General features: G+C 62.9%; 15 protein-coding genes, 5 tRNA genes and 1 riboswitch. Of the genes, 2 read left to right on the top strand and 18 right to left on the bottom strand.

The genetic code is table 11. From position 1 onward, the window contains the following. Positions 1-13 precede the first annotated feature (13 nt). The 13 genes from ACM6UT_RS04705 to ACM6UT_RS04645 all read right to left on the bottom strand — a co-directional run bounded on the left by ACM6UT_RS04705 (position 14) and on the right by ACM6UT_RS04645 (position 7,476). Positions 14-481: a DUF3291 domain-containing protein gene (locus tag ACM6UT_RS04705; protein WP_416796202.1), complete on the bottom strand. Its 468-nt coding sequence runs from the start codon at positions 479-481 to the stop codon at positions 14-16. Then, complete coding sequence (locus ACM6UT_RS04700; protein WP_416796201.1) at positions 478-1,164, bottom strand: 5' DNA nuclease; 687 nt, start codon at positions 1,162-1,164, stop codon at positions 478-480. The genes ACM6UT_RS04705 and ACM6UT_RS04700 overlap by 4 nt, the downstream gene beginning before the upstream one ends. Before the next feature lie 13 nt (positions 1,165-1,177). Continuing rightward, entirely contained in the window at positions 1,178-2,482 is a 1,305-nt protein-coding gene (gene nuoF, locus ACM6UT_RS04695; protein ID WP_416796200.1) for an NADH-quinone oxidoreductase subunit NuoF, read from the bottom strand. Between the two features lie 11 nt (positions 2,483-2,493). Continuing rightward, positions 2,494-3,660: an NADH-quinone oxidoreductase subunit E gene (locus ACM6UT_RS04690; protein WP_416796199.1), complete on the bottom strand. Its 1,167-nt coding sequence runs from the start codon at positions 3,658-3,660 to the stop codon at positions 2,494-2,496. An 18-nt stretch (positions 3,661-3,678) separates the two neighbouring features. Next, complete coding sequence (locus ACM6UT_RS04685) at positions 3,679-3,921, bottom strand: hypothetical protein (RefSeq protein WP_416796198.1); 243 nt, start codon at positions 3,919-3,921, stop codon at positions 3,679-3,681. After that, positions 3,921-5,111 carry an NADH-quinone oxidoreductase subunit D gene (locus ACM6UT_RS04680; protein ID WP_416796197.1) on the bottom strand — a complete coding sequence of 397 codons (1,191 nt, stop codon included), beginning with the start codon at positions 5,109-5,111 and terminating at the stop codon, positions 3,921-3,923. Before ACM6UT_RS04680 ends, ACM6UT_RS04685 begins: the two co-directional genes overlap by 1 nt. A 16-nt stretch (positions 5,112-5,127) precedes the next feature. After that, positions 5,128-5,730, bottom strand: a complete 603-nt coding sequence (locus ACM6UT_RS04675; protein ID WP_416796196.1) for an NADH-quinone oxidoreductase subunit C — start codon at positions 5,728-5,730, stop codon at positions 5,128-5,130. A 17-nt stretch (positions 5,731-5,747) separates the two neighbouring features. Next, positions 5,748-6,329: a NuoB/complex I 20 kDa subunit family protein gene (locus ACM6UT_RS04670; protein ID WP_416796195.1), complete on the bottom strand. Its 582-nt coding sequence runs from the start codon at positions 6,327-6,329 to the stop codon at positions 5,748-5,750. Further along, positions 6,320-6,685, bottom strand: a complete 366-nt coding sequence (locus tag ACM6UT_RS04665) for an NADH-quinone oxidoreductase subunit A (RefSeq protein ID WP_416796194.1) — start codon at positions 6,683-6,685, stop codon at positions 6,320-6,322. Before ACM6UT_RS04665 ends, ACM6UT_RS04670 begins: the two co-directional genes overlap by 10 nt. Positions 6,686-6,919: 234 nt before the next feature. Continuing rightward, positions 6,920-6,996 (bottom strand) — tRNA-Asp (locus ACM6UT_RS04660). A gap of 83 nt (positions 6,997-7,079) precedes the next feature. After that, positions 7,080-7,156 (bottom strand) — tRNA-Asp (locus ACM6UT_RS04655). An 83-nt stretch (positions 7,157-7,239) separates the two neighbouring features. Further along, positions 7,240-7,316, bottom strand: a tRNA-Asp gene (locus ACM6UT_RS04650). Positions 7,317-7,399: 83 nt separating this feature from the next. Then, positions 7,400-7,476, bottom strand: a tRNA-Asp gene (locus ACM6UT_RS04645). A gap of 342 nt (positions 7,477-7,818) precedes the next feature. Here ACM6UT_RS04645 and ACM6UT_RS04640 point away from each other — a divergent pair. After that, positions 7,819-7,894 (top strand) — tRNA-Val (locus ACM6UT_RS04640). Between the two features lie 154 nt (positions 7,895-8,048). Here ACM6UT_RS04640 and ACM6UT_RS04635 read toward each other — a convergent pair. Beyond that, positions 8,049-9,065, bottom strand: coding sequence for an NAD-dependent epimerase/dehydratase family protein (locus ACM6UT_RS04635; protein ID WP_416796193.1), 1,017 nt, complete (start codon positions 9,063-9,065; stop codon positions 8,049-8,051). Between the two features lie 256 nt (positions 9,066-9,321). Between ACM6UT_RS04635 and ACM6UT_RS04630 the strand changes: the two genes are divergently transcribed. Next, positions 9,322-10,308, top strand: coding sequence for an aldo/keto reductase (locus tag ACM6UT_RS04630; RefSeq protein ID WP_416796192.1), 987 nt, complete (start codon positions 9,322-9,324; stop codon positions 10,306-10,308). Positions 10,309-10,387: 79 nt separating this feature from the next. On the opposite strand, the gene ACM6UT_RS04625 is transcribed toward ACM6UT_RS04630, so the two are convergent. The 4 genes from ACM6UT_RS04625 to lon all read right to left on the bottom strand — a co-directional run bounded on the left by ACM6UT_RS04625 (position 10,388) and on the right by lon (position 16,956). After that, complete coding sequence (locus tag ACM6UT_RS04625) at positions 10,388-12,586, bottom strand: esterase-like activity of phytase family protein (protein ID WP_416796191.1); 2,199 nt, start codon at positions 12,584-12,586, stop codon at positions 10,388-10,390. 103 nt (positions 12,587-12,689) lie between these two features. Continuing rightward, positions 12,690-13,589: a DMT family transporter gene (locus tag ACM6UT_RS04620; protein WP_416796190.1), complete on the bottom strand. Its 900-nt coding sequence runs from the start codon at positions 13,587-13,589 to the stop codon at positions 12,690-12,692. A gap of 162 nt (positions 13,590-13,751) precedes the next feature. Next, positions 13,752-13,898, bottom strand: a riboswitch (FMN riboswitch). Positions 13,899-14,054: 156 nt separating this feature from the next. Further along, positions 14,055-14,330: a DNA-binding protein HupB gene (gene hupB / locus ACM6UT_RS04615; protein ID WP_112687112.1), complete on the bottom strand. Its 276-nt coding sequence runs from the start codon at positions 14,328-14,330 to the stop codon at positions 14,055-14,057. Positions 14,331-14,535: 205 nt separating this feature from the next. Continuing rightward, positions 14,536-16,956, bottom strand: coding sequence for an endopeptidase La (lon, locus tag ACM6UT_RS04610; protein WP_416796189.1), 2,421 nt, complete (start codon positions 16,954-16,956; stop codon positions 14,536-14,538). Positions 16,957-17,020 lie beyond the last annotated feature (64 nt).

Here is a 17,020-nt window from a genome sequence, read left to right as displayed (position 1 = left end):
TCGCCTTCCTGTCTCACGCACACCGCGCATGTTGCCAGAGTTTCACCTCCGGCAAGTGCGACCAGCCGAAAGCCCTGTCGCTGTTGCCGTGCTTGTTCAATTCGTCGAGCCGCTCTTTCGCCGCGGCCACCGTGGGGATCTCTCCCGCAGCGACATGCCACATGACGAAATGCTGCTTTTCCATGATCTCGAACCATTCCGCGCGGCGGGCATAGAACTGCCGGTGAACGGTCTTCCATACGAAGTTCTCGAATGACGCGACGTCGCGCCAGACACTCATGTTGACGATCACCAGCGGATCGTCGAAACCATCGATCGCGGTCGCGTTGCCGCTCTCGTCCTTCAGCCGCCAGACGAAGCCTTCCGACCGCTCGGCAATACCGTTGACGAGATCGAGCGCCTTGACGAAGGCCGCAACCCGCGGGTCCTCCAGCGGATAGCGCAGACGCGCAATGTTGAGTTCGGCGAGGTGCTGCGTCACGCCCCGCCCTCCTTCAGTGCCTTCGCCTGCGCCACCCAACCGTCGCGGACGATGCGGCCGTCGAGACCGATCTCGGCATCAATGCGCGCCACATCTTTGTCGCTCCAGCCGGCGATGTCGGCAAAACGGGTGACGCCCACGCCGTTCAGAACCTGCTCGAGCTTCGGCCCGATGCCGGAAATCTTCTTCAGGTCGTCGGCCTTGCCGCGTCCCCTGGAAGCCGCCTTCGCGGGCTTCGGCGTTGCTGCTTTCGAAGCAACAGGCGCTGCGACGACCGGCGTCGCCTTCATCGATTTCGCCGGAGCCGCCTTGGCAACCGGCGTCTTCGCAGCCGGTACCTTGGCCGCACGCTTCACCTTTGCGGCGGGTTTCCGCGTGGCCGTCTTCGCTACCGAGTCAGATGGCGGTGCCGGACGCTTATCCTGCGCCCTCTCGTCGTCGACCTTGCGGGCGAGCTTCTCGGTCGCCTCCAGCGCCCCCTGCAGCGAACCGAGGAAGATGCTCGCCATCTGGGTCGCGAAACCGAAGCCGACCGCCGTCATCGCGGCAAGCGCTGCGGCGGGATGCGCCATCAGCGGGTGCAACGGCAGACCGGCCGCTTCCGGCGCGGCATCGGACGCACGGCCGAAGTCGACCGGCTTCGCCGCAACTCCCTCCCGTGTCTGGTCCTTTGCCTTCGCCATCGTCCGGTTGTCCTTACTCGGCCGCTTCCAGCACGACGCCGTGCGCCATGGCATTGCGTGTATACTGATCGATCCGCGCCTCGATTTCGGGCCGGAAATTACGGATGAGGCCCTGGATCGGCCATGCCGCGGCATCGCCGAGTGCACAGATTGTGTGGCCCTCGATCTGCTTCGTTACCTGGAACAGCATGTCGATCTCGCGTTTCTGGGCATTGCCCTTCACCATGCGCTCCATGACCCGCATCATCCAGCCGGTGCCTTCGCGGCAAGGCGTGCACTGGCCGCAACTCTCGTGCTTGAAGAATGCCGAGATGCGCCAGATGGCCTTGATGATGTCGGTCGACTTGTCCATGACGATCATGCCGCCGGTACCGAAAGACGACTTGACCTCGCGTAGACCGTCGAAGTCGAGAACGACGTCCATCATGTCTTCGGCCTTAACGACCGGGCAGGATGCGCCGCCGGGGATGACCGCCAGGAGATTGTCCCAGCCGCCGCGGATACCGCCGGCGTGCTTCTCGATCATTTCGCGGAAGGTGATGCCCATGCTCTCTTCGACCGTGCAGGGCGTGTTGACGTGGCCCGAGATCATGAAAAGCTTGGTGCCGACATTGTTCGGACGGCCGAAGCTGGAGAACCAGCCGGCGCCGCGACGCAAGATCGTCGGGGTCACGGCGATCGACTCGACGTTGTTGACCGTCGTCGGGCAGCCATAGAGCCCCATATTCGCCGGGAACGGCGGCTTCAGGCGCGGCTGGCCCTTCTTGCCCTCAAGGCTTTCGAGCAGCGCGGTTTCCTCGCCGCAGATATAGGCACCGGCACCGTGATGCACGATGATGTCGATGTCATAGCCGAGCTTGTTGTTCTTGCCGAGCAGGCCGTATTCGTAGCACTCATCGATAGCGGCCTGGAGGGCTTCACGTTCGCGCATGAACTCGCCGCGCACGTAGATGAAGGCATGATGGGCGCCCATGGCGAAGGATGCAATCACACAGCCTTCGATCAGCGTGTGCGGATCGTGGCGCAGGATATCGCGGTCCTTGCAGGTGCCGGGCTCGGATTCGTCGGCGTTTACGACGAGGTAATGCGGACGACCGTCGGATTCCTTCGGCATGAACGACCACTTGAGGCCGGTCGGGAAGCCCGCACCGCCGCGGCCGCGCAGGCCGGACGCCTTCACCTCGTTGATGATCCAGTCACGGCCCTTTTCGAGCAGCTGCTTGGTTCCATCCCAATGGCCACGGCTCATGGCGCCCTTCAGGGACTTGTCCTTGAGGCCGTAGATGTTGGTAAAGATGCGATCCTGATCCTTCAACATATTCTAACCTCTTACCGCGGCTTCTTGCCGAAGACCTTGATGTATTCGGCCTCGCCGCCCTTGGCGAGCGCCTTGGCCTGCTTGACCCAGTCGTCCCGCTCGATGCGGCCGCCGAACTTCAGATAGCCGTCGACCCATTCGCGTTCGGCCTTCTTCCAGGCAGCGATCTGCGCGAAAGTATAGATGCCGAGCTCGTGGAGAATGGCTTCGATCTTAGGACCGACGCCGGAGATCATCTTCAGGTCGTCCGGGGTGGCCGGCTTCTCGATCCCGGCGGGACGGTTCTTGTCGTCCCGCGCGCTCGCGTCGACCGGTCCCTTGCCGGCGGCATCGGCCGCGGCGGTCTCGGAGATGACTTCCTTGATTTCGTCGCTCGCAGGCGTCGCACGCTTGCGGGCCGGCTTCACTTCCGGGCCGCCCGGAACGGCGGTCTTGCCGTTGGCCGGCGAGCGGACGGCGGGATTGGTCTCGTCCGCCGAACTGTCGGGCCGGCCGGCATTGGCCGGCGGAACGTGGACGGTCTCTTCGCCGGCGGGCGGCGCCTTTGCCGTCGTCCTCTTGCCTGAGGTCGCGTCGACCAGCGCGGTCGGACCACCGGCCGGCGCCGAATAGATGCGGTCGGTCTGCGGGCCCGGCTTCACCTCGGCACCCCTGCCCGCCTCGAAGCGGTCGATGATGTCTTCGAGCTGTGCCGGCGTCAGGTCTTCGTAGGAATCCTTGAAGATCATCACCATCGGCGCGTTGACGCAGGCGCCCTGACACTCGACCTCTTCCCACGACAGCGTGCCGTCGGCATTGAGCTCGAAGGGATCGTGGTGGATCTTGTGCTTGCAGACCTCGATCAGCCCCTCGGCGCCGCGCAGCATGCAGGGCGTCGTGCCGCAGACCTGGATGTGGGCGCGGGTGCCGACCGGTTTCAGTTGGAACTGGGTGTAGAAGGTCGCCACTTCAAGCACGCGGATATAGGGCATCGCGAGCATGTCGGCGACGTATTCGATCGCCGCACGCGTCACCCATCCTTCCTGTTCCTGCGCCCGCATCAGAAGCGGGATGACCGCCGATTGCTGGCGGCCTTCAGGATATTTGCGAATGGTCTTCTCGGCCCAGGCCGCATTCTCCTCGTTAAAGGAGAAGCTGGCGGGCTGGACGCGATCTTCGGCTAGTCGACGAACGGACATTCTTCCTCACGCCTTGTCTCAGTTTATGGATCCACACCTGGAATTCTGCAAGGAAGCGAATTCACAGGCATAGGCCGAGTTCTCTTTCTGCAGGAACACGATGAACTTCGAACCGTTCGGCACGGCCGCCTTGATCTCGTATCCCTGCTTGATGAGTTCCGCCATGGTTGTCGACGAGCCCTGCGACGAAACCGCTGCATCCTGGGCGAAGACGCCCGGAGCAAAGGCCAGAAGAGCGAGCGTCAACACACCGCGGCGCATTACCGGTCCACCTCTCCGAACACGATGTCGAGCGAGCCGATCAGTGCCGCCATGTCGGCGAGCATGTGACCGCGACCGAGGAAGTCCATGGCTGAGAGATGGGCGTAACCCGGAGCGCGAATCTTGCAGCGGTACGGCTTGTTGGAGCCGTCGGAGACGAGATAGACGCCGAACTCGCCCTTCGGCGCCTCGACCGAAGCATAAACCTCACCTGCCGGAACGTGGTAGCCCTCAGTGTAGAGCTTGAAGTGGTGGATCAGCGCTTCCATCGACCGCTTCATCTCGCCACGCTTCGGCGGCACGACCTTGCCGTCGAGCGAGGATACCGGACCGTTCCTCGCCTCGCCCTTCAAGCGCGCGATCGCCTGCTTCATGATCCTGACGGACTGACGCATCTCCTCCATGCGGACGAGATAGCGGTCGTAACAGTCGCCGTTCAGGCCGACGGGAACGTCGAAGTCGAAATCGGCATAACATTCGTAGGGCTGCGACTTGCGCAGGTCCCATGCCGCACCCGAGCCGCGGACCATGACGCCGGAGAATCCCCAGGCCCAGGCGTCTTCCAGCGACACGACACCGATATCGACGTTGCGCTGCTTGAAGATGCGGTTGCCAGTCAGAAGCTCGTCAATGTCGGCAAGCCGGGCGGGAAACTGGTCGCACCACTTGTCGATATCGTCCACCAGCTCCGGCGGCAGATCCTGATGAACACCGCCCGGACGGAAATAGGCCGCATGCATGCGCGCGCCCGAGGCACGCTCGTAGAACACCATCAGCTTCTCGCGCTCTTCGAAGCCCCAGAGCGGCGGCGTCAGCGCGCCGCAGTCCATGGCCTGCGTCGTAACGTTGAGCAGGTGATTGAGAATGCGTCCGATTTCGGAATACAGAACCCGGATCAACTGTCCGCGGATCGGAACTTCGATCCCCAGCAGCTTTTCCACCGCCAAGGCGAATGCGTGCTCCTGGTTCATCGGCGCGACGTAGTCGAGCCGGTCGAAGTAGGGAACAGCCTGCAGATAGGTCTTGGTTTCGATCAGCTTCTCGGTGCCGCGATGAAGCAGGCCGATATGCGGATCGACGCGCTCGACAATTTCACCGTCGAGCTCGAGCACGAGACGCAGAACGCCGTGAGCAGAGGGGTGCTCCGGGCCGAAATTGATCGTGAAATTGCGGACGTTATGTTCGTTCATGGCACTAACCTTCCGCCTACCTGTCCGCCTTCCCGTCGCCCGGCAGCACGTAATCCGTGCCCTCCCAAGGCGAGAGGAAGTCGAAGCTACGGAATTCCTGTTTCAGTTCGACCGGCTCGTAGATCACGCGCTTGGCCGAATCGTCATAACGCACTTCGACGAAACCCGTCGTCGGGAAGTCCTTGCGCAGCGGATGCCCCTCGAAACCATAATCGGTGAGGATACGGCGCATGTCCGGATGACCGGAGAACGGAATGCCATAGAGATCCCAGGCCTCGCGTTCGAACCAGTCGGCGCCCGGATAGACCGCCGTCGCCGAGGGAACCGATTCGTCCTCGGCAACCGCCAACTTCACCCGGATGCGGACATTCTGGCGCGGCGACAGCAGGTGATAGACGACATCGAATCGCTTTTCGCGCTCCGGGTAATCGACACCGCATATATCAATGAAGCAGACGAAACCGCACTGCACGTCGTCGCGCAGGAACGTCAGCAGATCAATGACAGAATCCGGCGTCGTCACCAGCGTCAGTTCGCCGTACGCCACCTCAGCCGAGGAAATCAGCGAGCCTCGCACTTCCCTCAAGTAGGATGCAAGGTCGTTCAGGGCTTCACTCATCTTGTTGTCCTTTGCCCTTAGCGCTCGATCGTTCCGGTGCGGCGGATCTTCTTCTGCAGCAGGAGGACACCATAGATCAGCGCCTCCGCCGTGGGGGGACAGCCCGGCACATAGATATCCACCGGCACGACACGGTCACAACCGCGCACGACCGAATAGGAATAGTGATAATAGCCGCCGCCATTGGCACACGAACCCATGGAAATCACGTAGCGCGGTTCCGGCATCTGGTCGTAGACCTTGCGCAGCGCCGGCGCCATCTTGTTGGTGAGCGTGCCGGCGACGATCATCACGTCCGACTGGCGCGGACTGGCGCGCGGCGCAAAACCGAAGCGCTCCATGTCGTAGCGCGGCATGGAGGCCTGCATCATCTCGACGGCGCAACAGGCCAGGCCGAACTGCATCCACATCAGCGAACCGGTACGGGCCCAGGTGATCAGATCGTCGGTCGAGGTGACAAGAAAGCCCTTGTCGGCCAGTTCGTTGTTGATCTCGCCAAAATAGGCGTCGTCGCTGCCGATCGGCTTGCCGGTCGCGGGATCGACGATACCCTTGGGTTGAGGTGCGACCAGCGTAGATTTACCCTGTACTAATCCCATTCCAGCGCCCCCTTCTTCCATTCATAGACAAAGCCCACGGTCAGAACGCCGAGGAACACCATCATCGACCAGAAGCCGAACCAGCCGAGATCGCCGAAGGACACCGCCCAGGGAAAAAGGAAAGCGACTTCGAGGTCAAAGATGATGAAGAGGATAGACACCAGATAGAAGCGGATGTCGAACTTCATGCGGGCGTCGTCGAAAGCGTTGAAGCCGCATTCAAAGGCCGAAAGCTTTTCCGGATCGGGTGCCTTGAAGGCAATGGCGAACGGCGCGATCAAGAGCGCCAGGCCGATGACGAGGGCAATACCGATAAAGATTGCGATCGGAATGTAGGAACTGAGCAGTTCAGTCATCATATCCATCCCTGCTTGCTGTGTAATGCCGGGAGGCACCGTGCCCGAAGGCGGACAAGCCGAAAAGAGAGTTGTAACGCGCCGTGGTTAGCGCAGGTGCCGCCCCAGCGCAAGACCGCAAAGGCCTTTTCACGCGCCGCATCCCGACTTTCTCAGCCGACTTTAGAACGACGAAAACCAAACGCCGGATCACATGTCCGTGTTTCCGGCAAACGCATTTCTGGAAGAAGAAAGTGGCGCGAGTGACGGGGCTCGAACCCGCGACCTCCGGCGTGACAGGCCGGCACTCTAACCGACTGAGCTACACCCGCGCATATGCTCCGTATCGAAGCGGAGCTGACATCCCATGAGGCAATTTACCACATCGCGACGCCATCAGAAACATGTCCAGGAATGGCGCGAGTGACGGGGCTCGAACCCGCGACCTCCGGCGTGACAGGCCGGCACTCTAACCGACTGAGCTACACCCGCGCATATGCTCCGTATCGAAGCGGAGCTGACATCCCATGAGGCAATTTACCACATCGCGACGCCATCAGAAACATGTCCAGGAATGGCGCGAGTGACGGGGCTCGAACCCGCGACCTCCGGCGTGACAGGCCGGCACTCTAACCGACTGAGCTACACCCGCGCATATGCTCCGTATCGAAGCGGAGCTGACATCCCATGAGGCAATTTACCACATCGCGACGCCATCAGAAACATGTCCAGGAATGGCGCGAGTGACGGGGCTCGAACCCGCGACCTCCGGCGTGACAGGCCGGCACTCTAACCGACTGAGCTACACCCGCACTTCCTGACGGAAACCGGCGAACCGGCCCGACCGAGCGGCCTCGGCCGTTCGATGAGCGGCTAACTAAGGGGTTCGCGAATGGGTGTCAAGCGCGTTCGAAGACAAAACAATGACGGAACGAAAATTGTTCGGCCGGTCGCTCGCGCCCCCGAAATCCACAGCCTGCCGCGCCGCGCGCCCTCCCCCGCCGCAGGCCCGCAAATCCGGGCGTTTTCTCCGACCATTGCCCAAGCGGCAGAAAAAAAGACAAAAAAACTTCGAAAATCCTCTTGCGGATTTTCCGCGATCCGCATAGATCACGGCCACCGACGCGGCGGGCATCTGACCCGCTTCCGCGAAAGGGCGATTAGCTCAGTTGGTAGAGCGCCTCGTTTACACCGAGGATGTCGGGAGTTCGAGTCTCTCATCGCCCACCATTTTCCTCTTGAAATTGCTGAAGTGTTTGCGCCGAAAGGCGTTTGGGACATGTTACCGTCACGGATTCGGTCACAAAACGGGCTCGGGATCGGCTGCCGTTCAGGTCATTGTTTCTGAACCACCGAATGCCGTGGCAGCTGTTATCCCTCCCCCCTAGAGCCCCAGCTCCTCGCGGTGTTCGAGATACCATTCGACGAAGCGGCGGACGCCCGTGTCGACGCCGGTTTCGGGCTTTTTGCCGGTGAGCGCGACGAGGAGATCGGGGCTCGCATAGGTGCGCGGCACGTCGCCCTGCTGCATCGGCAGCATCTTGCGCTTGGCCGGCTTGCCCATGACGCTCTCGATCACCTCGATGAAATCCAAAAGCCCGACCGGCTGGCCGCCGCCGATGTTGACGACGCGGAACGGCGCCTGATGCGACAGAGTGTCCTTCACGCTTCCCCCGACCCGATTCTCCTCCGAAGGGGCGATCCGCGACAGGTCGATGATCGAATCGACGAGGTCGTCGATATAGGTGAAGTCGCGACTCATCTTGCCTTCGCCGTAGACCTCGATCTCGCGGTCCTCGATCATCGCCTTGACGAACTTGAAGAGCGCCATGTCCGGGCGCCCCCAGGGGCCGTAGACGGTGAAGAAGCGGAAGGCCGTGGTCGGCACCCGGTAGAGGTGCGAATAGCTGTGAGCCATCAGCTCGGTCGCCTTCTTGGTGGCGGCGTAAAAGGTCAGCGGCTCGTCGGCGCGGTCGGTCTCGCGGAAGGGGACTTCCGGGTTGGCGCCATAGACCGAGGAGGTGGAGGCGAGCATCAGGTGGCCGACCTTCAGGGTCTTTGCGAGTTCCAGGATGTTCCAGGAGCCGATGAGGTTGGAATCGAGGTAGGCCTTCGGGTTTTCGAGGCTGTAGCGCACGCCCGCCTGGGCGGCGAGATGGATGATCACGTCCGGCTGGAAATCGATCATCGTCTTTTCCAGCGCCGCACGGTCCTCCAGCATGGCGAGCGTCGGGCGGAAGGCCGGGAACTGCGCGAGCGCTGCGTGCCGCGCCTCCTTGAGGCGGAGATTGTAATAGGCGGTCATGCCGTCGAAGCCCGCGACCTCGTGGCCGTCCTGCAGCAGCCGACGCGCCAGATGGAAGCCGATGAAGCCGGCCGTACCCGTGATGAAATAGCGCATGATGTGACCTCAAAGAGAAAAAGCGGTGCCGCCGGGCCGTCCCGCCCGCAGGTTTGCCCCCGAAGAGAGGGACAACAGGCATTAGCGCCGGTTGCGGCGGCCTGTCCAGCACTCACGCCGGTCCGGATCGCCGCAGGCCGAAAACGACACGCTGCTGTGCCCGGCGCGCCACCGGCAGCCCCCGCCCACCGGATGCCTTGCTCCCGCCTCCCCGGCTTGCTACGGCAGGCGAGACAGAGACAATGAGGAGAGAGCCATGAGGCACCATTCGTTCGGAAAAACACCCTTCACCGTCAGCGAGATCGGCTTCGGGGGCTGGCAGATCGGCGGCTCCTGGGGCGACGTCTCCGAGGCCGACGGCCGGGCGGCGCTCAATGCCGCGCTCGATGCCGGCGTCACCTTCATCGACACCGCCGACGTCTACGGCGACGGACGCTCGGAAAAGATCATCGCCGACGTGCTGAAGTCGCGCGGCGGCGCGCGGCCGATGGTGGCGACCAAGGCCGGACGCCGCCTCGATCCGCATGTCGCGGAGGGCTATACCAAGGCCAATATCGAGCGCTTCATCGACCGCTCGCTCGCGAATCTGGAGGTCGATTCGCTCGACCTCGTGCAGCTTCATTGTCCGCCGCAGGACATCTACTACGATCCGGCGCTCTTCGAGGGCATGGAGGAGCTGCGCAAGGCCGGCAAGATCCGCAACTACGGCGTCAGCGTCGCGCGCGTCGAGGAAGCCCTGAAGGCGATCGACTATCCGGGCGTCGTCAGCGTCCAGATCATCTACAACATCTTCCGCCAGCGGCCCGCCGACCTCTTCTTCAAGGAAGCGAAGCGGAAGAACATCGCCGTCATCGTCCGCGTGCCGCTCGCAAGCGGCCTGCTCTCCGGCAAGATCACCGCGAAGACCGCCTTCTCCGCCGACGATCACCGCAGCTTCAACCGCCACGGCGAGGCCTTCGACGTCGGCGAGACCTTTGCCGGCGTCCCCTTCGAGGTCGGCCTGCAGGCGGTCGAGGAAATCCGCAAGCTGGTGCCCGAGGGCGCCTCGATGGCGGCCTTCGCGCTCCGCTGGATCCTGATGAACGAGGCCGTGACCGTGGTCATCCCCGGCGCCCGCAATGCCGAGCAGGCGCGTGCCAACGCGGCGGCCGCCGAGCTGCCGGCGCTTTCGGCGGACGTGATGAAGGCTGCCCGCGATACCTACGACCGGCTGGTCGCACCGCACGTGCATCATCGCTGGTAAGACTTCCGGCTCAAGCCCGGAAAAGGCGGAGGCCGGGTGATCGCTCACCCGGCCTCCAATCGTCTTGGGAGGACGATGATCAGTTGGTGCCCTTGAGGTCGACCGGGAAGAACAGCGTTTCGCCAGAGGAATCGTCCACACCGTCATTGTCGGTGACGGCATAGGCGGTGCCGGCAGCGTCGAAGGCAAAGCCTTCCAGCTTGTCGACGACATAGCCGTTGGTGGCGGCCTTCAGGTCCGGAACGCAGTCGTGGACCTCTTCCTTGGCAACGGTCGGCAGCGCGCCGCCGATCGCAGCCGGCTTCAGGTCGGCGATGGCGACACGGTAGAGCTTCTTGAGCTTCGCCTGGTCGCCGATCTGGTTGTCGCGCTCGACAACGTAGAGATGGTCGCCATGGGCGGTGATTTCCGAAAGACCGACCCAGCCGGCTTCCGTCTTGTCGAGCGGATAGCGCACCGCGCCCCACTCCTTGCTCTTCGGCTTGTAGGAAAGGAGCTTGACGGTACCCTTCTCGTCATCCTTCCACTCGCGCTGGACGGCCATCCACAGCACCGCATCGTCGCCGGTGCCGACCCGCGTCACGCCTTCGAGGCCGAAGCGGGTCTCGCCCTTCAGCAGTTCGGCAGGCAGCGCGATCTCTTCCTTGATCTCGCCCTTGGCGTTCACGTGGTAGAGCGCGTGCGGCAGGAGCTTTTCGCTGTTGCCTTCGGAGGCGAGCCAGAAGCCACCCTCGCCGTCGAGCGTGATGCCTTCGATGTCGAGCTTCTGGGCGGGCTCGCCGTTGCGGGTCACGGCGAGCGCATCGGTGATCCGGGCGGGCTTCGCCGTCGCATCGATGGTGAAGATCCGCGGCTGCATGCCGTAGAAGCTGTCGTTGACGGCATAGAGCTGACCTGCCTTTTCCGCGTCGCCGACGAGGCCGGAAAGCGCGCCCCAGCCGATCGGGTCGCCGTCGACCGTTTCCGAACGGATCGTCGGATAGGCGGCTTCGCCTTCGCCGAGTTCGTAGAGCATCACATGCGAGCGGGCGCCGCCGTCCTCGACGAGGTCCGTCTCGTTGGCGGTGACGAACAGGTTGCGGCCCGGAATGGCGACCGCGCCCTCCGGCCCGATGCCGGACGGCAGGATCTGAACCAGTTCAGGCTCTGCGCCGGTATCCTTGTAGACGCCGACGACGGACGCACGTTCAGACAGGACGAAAAAGTACTTCTGGTCGCCGAAGGTCGCAGCTTCCATTCCCTCAAGCTCGACGCCCTTCGACTTTGCGCGCTTGTCCGGGAAGTGACCGATCGCTGAGATCTCGCGTTCGAGCGCGGGGCCCGATTCGAAGAGCACCTTGCCGGTCTTGTCGAAGATTGTGAAGCTGCGCGAGCCGCCTTCGTAGTCGCCTTCATTGGCGACGACCAGACGATCATCGTCCAGCCATTTGACGGCATCCGGCTCGCGCTTGACGCCTTCCTTCTTGCCGGTGAAGTTCAGCGCGCCGTCCGACTTGGTGTCGATGCCTTCGAGATCGACCGTACCGGCGGAGAAGTGCGACGTGACGGCGCCGGTCTTGCCGTCGACGATCACGATGTGGTTGTTCTCCTGCAGGGTCAGCGCGATTTCGCCGCGGCCGTTGATCGCGACAAATTCGGGTTCCGGGTCCTCGCCGCCGACCTCGGCCAGGCCGGTCAGCGTGACGTGCTTCATCGCGGCGCAATCGGCAGCACCATCCTTCAGCGCGACGATTGCCAGATCGCCCGCCGGCATCTGCGGCAGCTTGCCGTCGTTCAGTTCCTCGTCGCGCTCGTTCTCGATGGCGATCGCCGCGAAGCTCTTGTCAGCGGAGATCGCGACCGAATCCGGCTGACCGCCGAGGTCGCAGGAGGCCTCGACCGTCTTCGAGGCGATGTCGACGACCGCAAGCCTGCCCGAGGGCTTCGCATAGCTTTCCGAGGTATTGACGGCGACGAGTGCCTTGCCGTCGAGGATGGCGACGGAGGTCGGCTCGCCGTCCATCATCAGCGCACCGCCGGCCTTCGGGGCGCGGGCGTCGGAAATATCGACAAAGCCGATCGCGCCGAGCGGACTGTCGGAATAGATAAGCGTATTGCCGTCCTCCGTCGCAGCGATGATCTCGGCGGAAGTGGCGGCGGACTTTTCCTTGTCGGCCGGAAGATTGGCGGCGACGGGGAAGGATGCGATGCGATTGAAAACCTGTTCTGCTGCGGCGGGCATCGCCGCGGACGTCAGCAGCGCAGTCATGAATGCTGCGCGCGAAATGCGGTACTTCATAGGAAAACCTCCTGCTTCCTCAAATGAGACAGGAGGCTTGTGCCGGTTCGCCATGACAGGCGCATGACATGCCCGCCGAAATGCGGAGATACGACCGTTCTGCTCAGCCCCTCCCCTTCTCCTTCGAGAACTCGCTCGCCATCAGGAAGAGAGAGGCGCCGAGGATCATCGCAGCGCCCACCCAGAGATAGCCGGCCGGGGCGTAACCGAAGGCGATCCAGCCGGCGAGCACGTTGAGCGGCAACTTGAGATCGTCGAAGGGCTGGACGTAGGCCGCATCGGCCGCCTTGTACGCGGCGGTCAGGAAATATTGTCCCGCGACCGTCAGGAGACCCGCGACCACGAGCACCACAAGACCGGCACCGGTCGGGACGGCGAAACCTGCCGCCGCGGCGAGGCCGGCATTGATCGGCGTCAGCAGCACGAGAAGCCAGATGGTGATCGTTTCCGGCCGCTCGTGTGCCGTCAGGTCCTTGACGAGCAGCGACGACGCCCCCCAGAGCAGGGCTGCGAGCACCGGGAGCAGCGAGGCCATGGTAAAAGCCTCCGACCACGGCTGCAGGATTACCATCGCGCCTGAGAAACCGGTCAACGTCGCCGTCCATCGCTTCCAGCCGACCTGCTCGCCGAGGAAGAGCTTCGCGCCGACGATGATGAAGAAGGGCGAGGTCATCACGAGCGCGGTCGCCTGCCAGATCGGCACGGTGGCGAGGCCTTCCACCCAGGCCTGCACGCCGAAGGCGGCGAGCAGCACGCGCGCCAGGTGACGACCCGGAAAGCGGGTGCGCATGGCCCGCAGGCCGAGCCGCCGCAGCAGCGGGATCGAGAGGAGGAGCGCGAAGGCATATTGCCAAAAAGCGATCGAGGCAGCCGGAAAGCCCGCGACCATCGCGACCCACTGGGTCGCGACATTGACGACGGCGAAGGCGATCCCCGCCAGAACCATGAAAGCGGCGCCGAGAACGGCACCGGAACGGCTGAGCGCAAGGGGGCTCTGATTCATGTCTTTTCCCTTCGACACAAAGGACCAACACAAACCAGGACGCATGAGGGGATGACGCACGGGACGTCCGGCCGGCCGACCGTCATCCTGCAGCCGACACACGCCCTTCCCCGTGCACGGTGCCGGCCGCCCGCCCGGAGGCGCGGACCGGTGCCGCCATGACCTCATTCTCTTCCATCCGGACTGTAACCGTCGGCTCCGGCATCGCACCGGATCTGCTGACCCGCCTTCATCGAAAGCGGCGCTCGCGGGCTCGAGGACGAACCTCATACCGCCGGAGGGGACTTCCACCCCGCCCTGAGAACGAATTACCGGTCTTCGACCGGCACGAAGACGGATATGCGAGAGCGGCTCGATGTGCAATCGCCGAAAAAGGAAAAGCCCGGCCGCCGGGGCCGGGCTTCCTCATGTCGTTTCCAAGCGCTTGCGGAGAGCACCGAGCTCATCCGCCTGCGCTGGCGGAAATCAGCTGTTGACGGCGTCCTTCAGGCCCTTGCCGGCCGTGAACTTCGGAACGTTACGCGCCGGGATGTCGACTTCCGCGCCGGTCGAGGGGTTACGGCCCTTCGAAGCTTCGCGACGCGACACAGTGAAGGCACCGAAGCCAGCGAGGCGAACGTCGCCGCCCTTCTTCAGCTCGCCCTGGACCGTTTCAAAAACGGCGTCAACGGCAGAAGCGGCGTCAGCCTTGGTCAGACCGGCCTTCTCGGCAACCGCGGATACGAGTTCGTTCTTATTCATGTTTCCACCCTTTCTGATTGGTATGAAACGACTCAATGGATAAGCCAGGCGGAGAATACGTAAGCATCTGCCCTGAGCAACCCAAAAGCACCGCAATCGCCCGGAAAACAAGGGGTTTGGGCCTATTTACACAAAAAAGGCTGGCAAAAATGCCAGCCTTTCCGATGTCGATGTGCCATTTTGACGAGACTATGGCAGAAAGTCCTCAGTGAGCGATAGGCTGCTCGGCTTCGTCGGCGACGTCGACCGCAGCAACGGTCGGACCTTCGATGGTGCCGTCCCACTCGATCGGCTCCGGAACCCGGACCAGCGCCTGGCGGATTACCTCGCCCATCCGTGAGACCGGAACGATTTCCAGACTGTTCTTCACGTTGTCCGGAATGTCTGCCAGATCCTTGGCGTTTTCTTCCGGGATCAGAACCTTCTTGATACCGCCCCGCAGCGCCGCGAGGAGCTTTTCCTTGAGCCCGCCGATCGGCAGGACACGCCCGCGCAGCGTGATCTCGCCGGTCATCGCGATGTCCTTGCGGACCGGAATGCCGGTCATCACGGATACGATGGCAGTCGCCATCGCCACACCTGCCGAGGGACCATCCTTCGGGGTGGCGCCTTCCGGCACGTGGACGTGGATGTCCGACTTGTCGAAGCGCGGCGGCTCGATGCCGAAGTCCACGGCACGCGAGCGGACATAGGATGCCGCCGCCGAAATGGACTCCTTCATCACGTCGCGCAGGTTGCCGGTGACCGTCATGCGGCCCTTGCCCGGCATCATCACGCCTTCGATCGTGAGCAGTTCGCCGCCGACCTCGGTCCAGGCCAGCCCGGTGACGACACCGACCTGATCCTCGCCCTCGGCCTCGCCATGACGGAAGCGCGGGACGCCGAGATAGTCGTGGATGTTCTGCGCGGTGACCGCGACCGACTTCACGTGGCCCTTGATGATCTCGGTGACCGCCTTGCGGGCGACCTTCATCAGTTCGCGCTCGAAGTTACGGACACCGGCTTCGCGGGTGTACTGCTGGATGATCGAGACGATCGCGTCATCCGAAAGCGAGAACTCCTCGGGGCGCAGGGCGTGTTCCTTGATCGCCTTCGGGAGCAGGTGCCGCTTGGCGATTTCCAGCTTCTCGTCCTCGGTGTAGCCGGCGATACGGATGATCTCCATGCGGTCCATCAGCGGCGCCGGAATGTTCAGCGTGTTCGCCGTGGTGATGAACATCACGTTCGACAGATCGTATTCGACCTCAAGGTAGTGGTCCATGAAGGTCGCGTTCTGTTCCGGATCGAGCACTTCGAGCAGCGCTGCCGACGGGTCGCCGCGGAAATCCATGCCCATCTTGTCGATCTCGTCGAGCAGGAAGAGCGGATTGGTGCGCTTCGCCTTCTTCAGCGACTGGATGACCTTGCCGGGCATCGAGCCGATGTAGGTGCGGCGGTGGCCGCGGATTTCGGCTTCGTCGCGCACACCGCCGAGCGCCATGCGGACGTATTCACGGCCGGTGGCCTTGGCGATCGACTTGGCGAGCGAGGTCTTGCCGACGCCCGGAGGGCCCACGAGGCAGAGGATCGGGCCTTTGAGCTTCGTCGCGCGCGCCTGTACGGCGAGATACTCGACGATGCGCTCCTTGACCTTGTCCAGACCGTAATGATCCTCGTCGAGGATCTTCTCGGCGGCGTTGAGGTCGATCTTGACCTTCGACTTCTTGCCCCAGGGCAGTCCGAGCAGCCAGTCGAGATAGTTGCGCACGACGGTGGCTTCCGCCGACATCGGGCTCATGTGACGCAGCTTCTTGAGCTCGGCTTCCGCCTTTTCCTTGCCTTCCTTGGAAAGCTTGGTCTTGTTGATGCGCTCCTCGAGTTCGGCCATCTCGTCGCGGCCGTCCTCGCCCTCGCCGAGCTCCTTCTGGATCGCCTTCATCTGCTCGTTGAGGTAGTACTCGCGCTGGGTCTTCTCCATCTGGCGCTTGACGCGCGAGCGGATGCGCTTTTCGACCTGCAGAACGGAAATCTCGCCTTCCATGAAGCCGAGCGCCTTTTCAAGGCGCGCCTTGACGCTCACCGTTTCCAGCATTTCCTGCTTTTCGGTGATCTTGATCGACAGGTGCGAGGCGACCGTGTCGGCGAGCTTCGAATAGTCCTCGATCTGGCTTGCAGCGCCGACGACTTCCGGCGAGATCTTCTTGTTGAGCTTGACGTAGTTCTCGAACTCCGAGACCACCGAGCGGCTCAGCGCCTCGATCTCCACGGCGTCCTCAGCGGGTTCCGCAAGGATATGGGCACGAGCTTCGTAGAACTCTTCGCGATCAGTGTACTCCTCGATGCTCGCACGAGCGCGGCCTTCGATGAGCACCTTCACGGTGCCGTCGGGAAGCTTCAGCAGTTGCAGGACGTTGGCGACGGTCCCGACCTTGTAGATCGCCGAGGGTTCCGGATCGTCATCACCGGCGTTGATCTGGGTCGCCAGCATGATCTGCTTGTCGGAACCCATGACTTCCTCAAGCGCGCGAATGGACTTCTCGCGGCCGACGAACAGCGGCACGATCATGTGCGGGAAGACCACGATGTCGCGCAGCGGCAGAACCGGGTAGGTATTGCTCTCGGCCGCGACAGACGTAACTTCGGTCATGTTGTTTCCTTTCCGTAGTCTCCCCTTGTGGAGAGACTGTTCCCGTCAGGCAAAACCGGACGGG

It is taken from the genome of Ciceribacter azotifigens, from assembly GCF_048159625.1.
Taxonomy (GTDB): Bacteria; Pseudomonadota; Alphaproteobacteria; order Rhizobiales; family Rhizobiaceae; genus Allorhizobium; species Allorhizobium azotifigens.
Note: the sequence above shows the minus strand (reverse complement) of the source record. Positions and strands in the feature narration are given on the sequence as shown.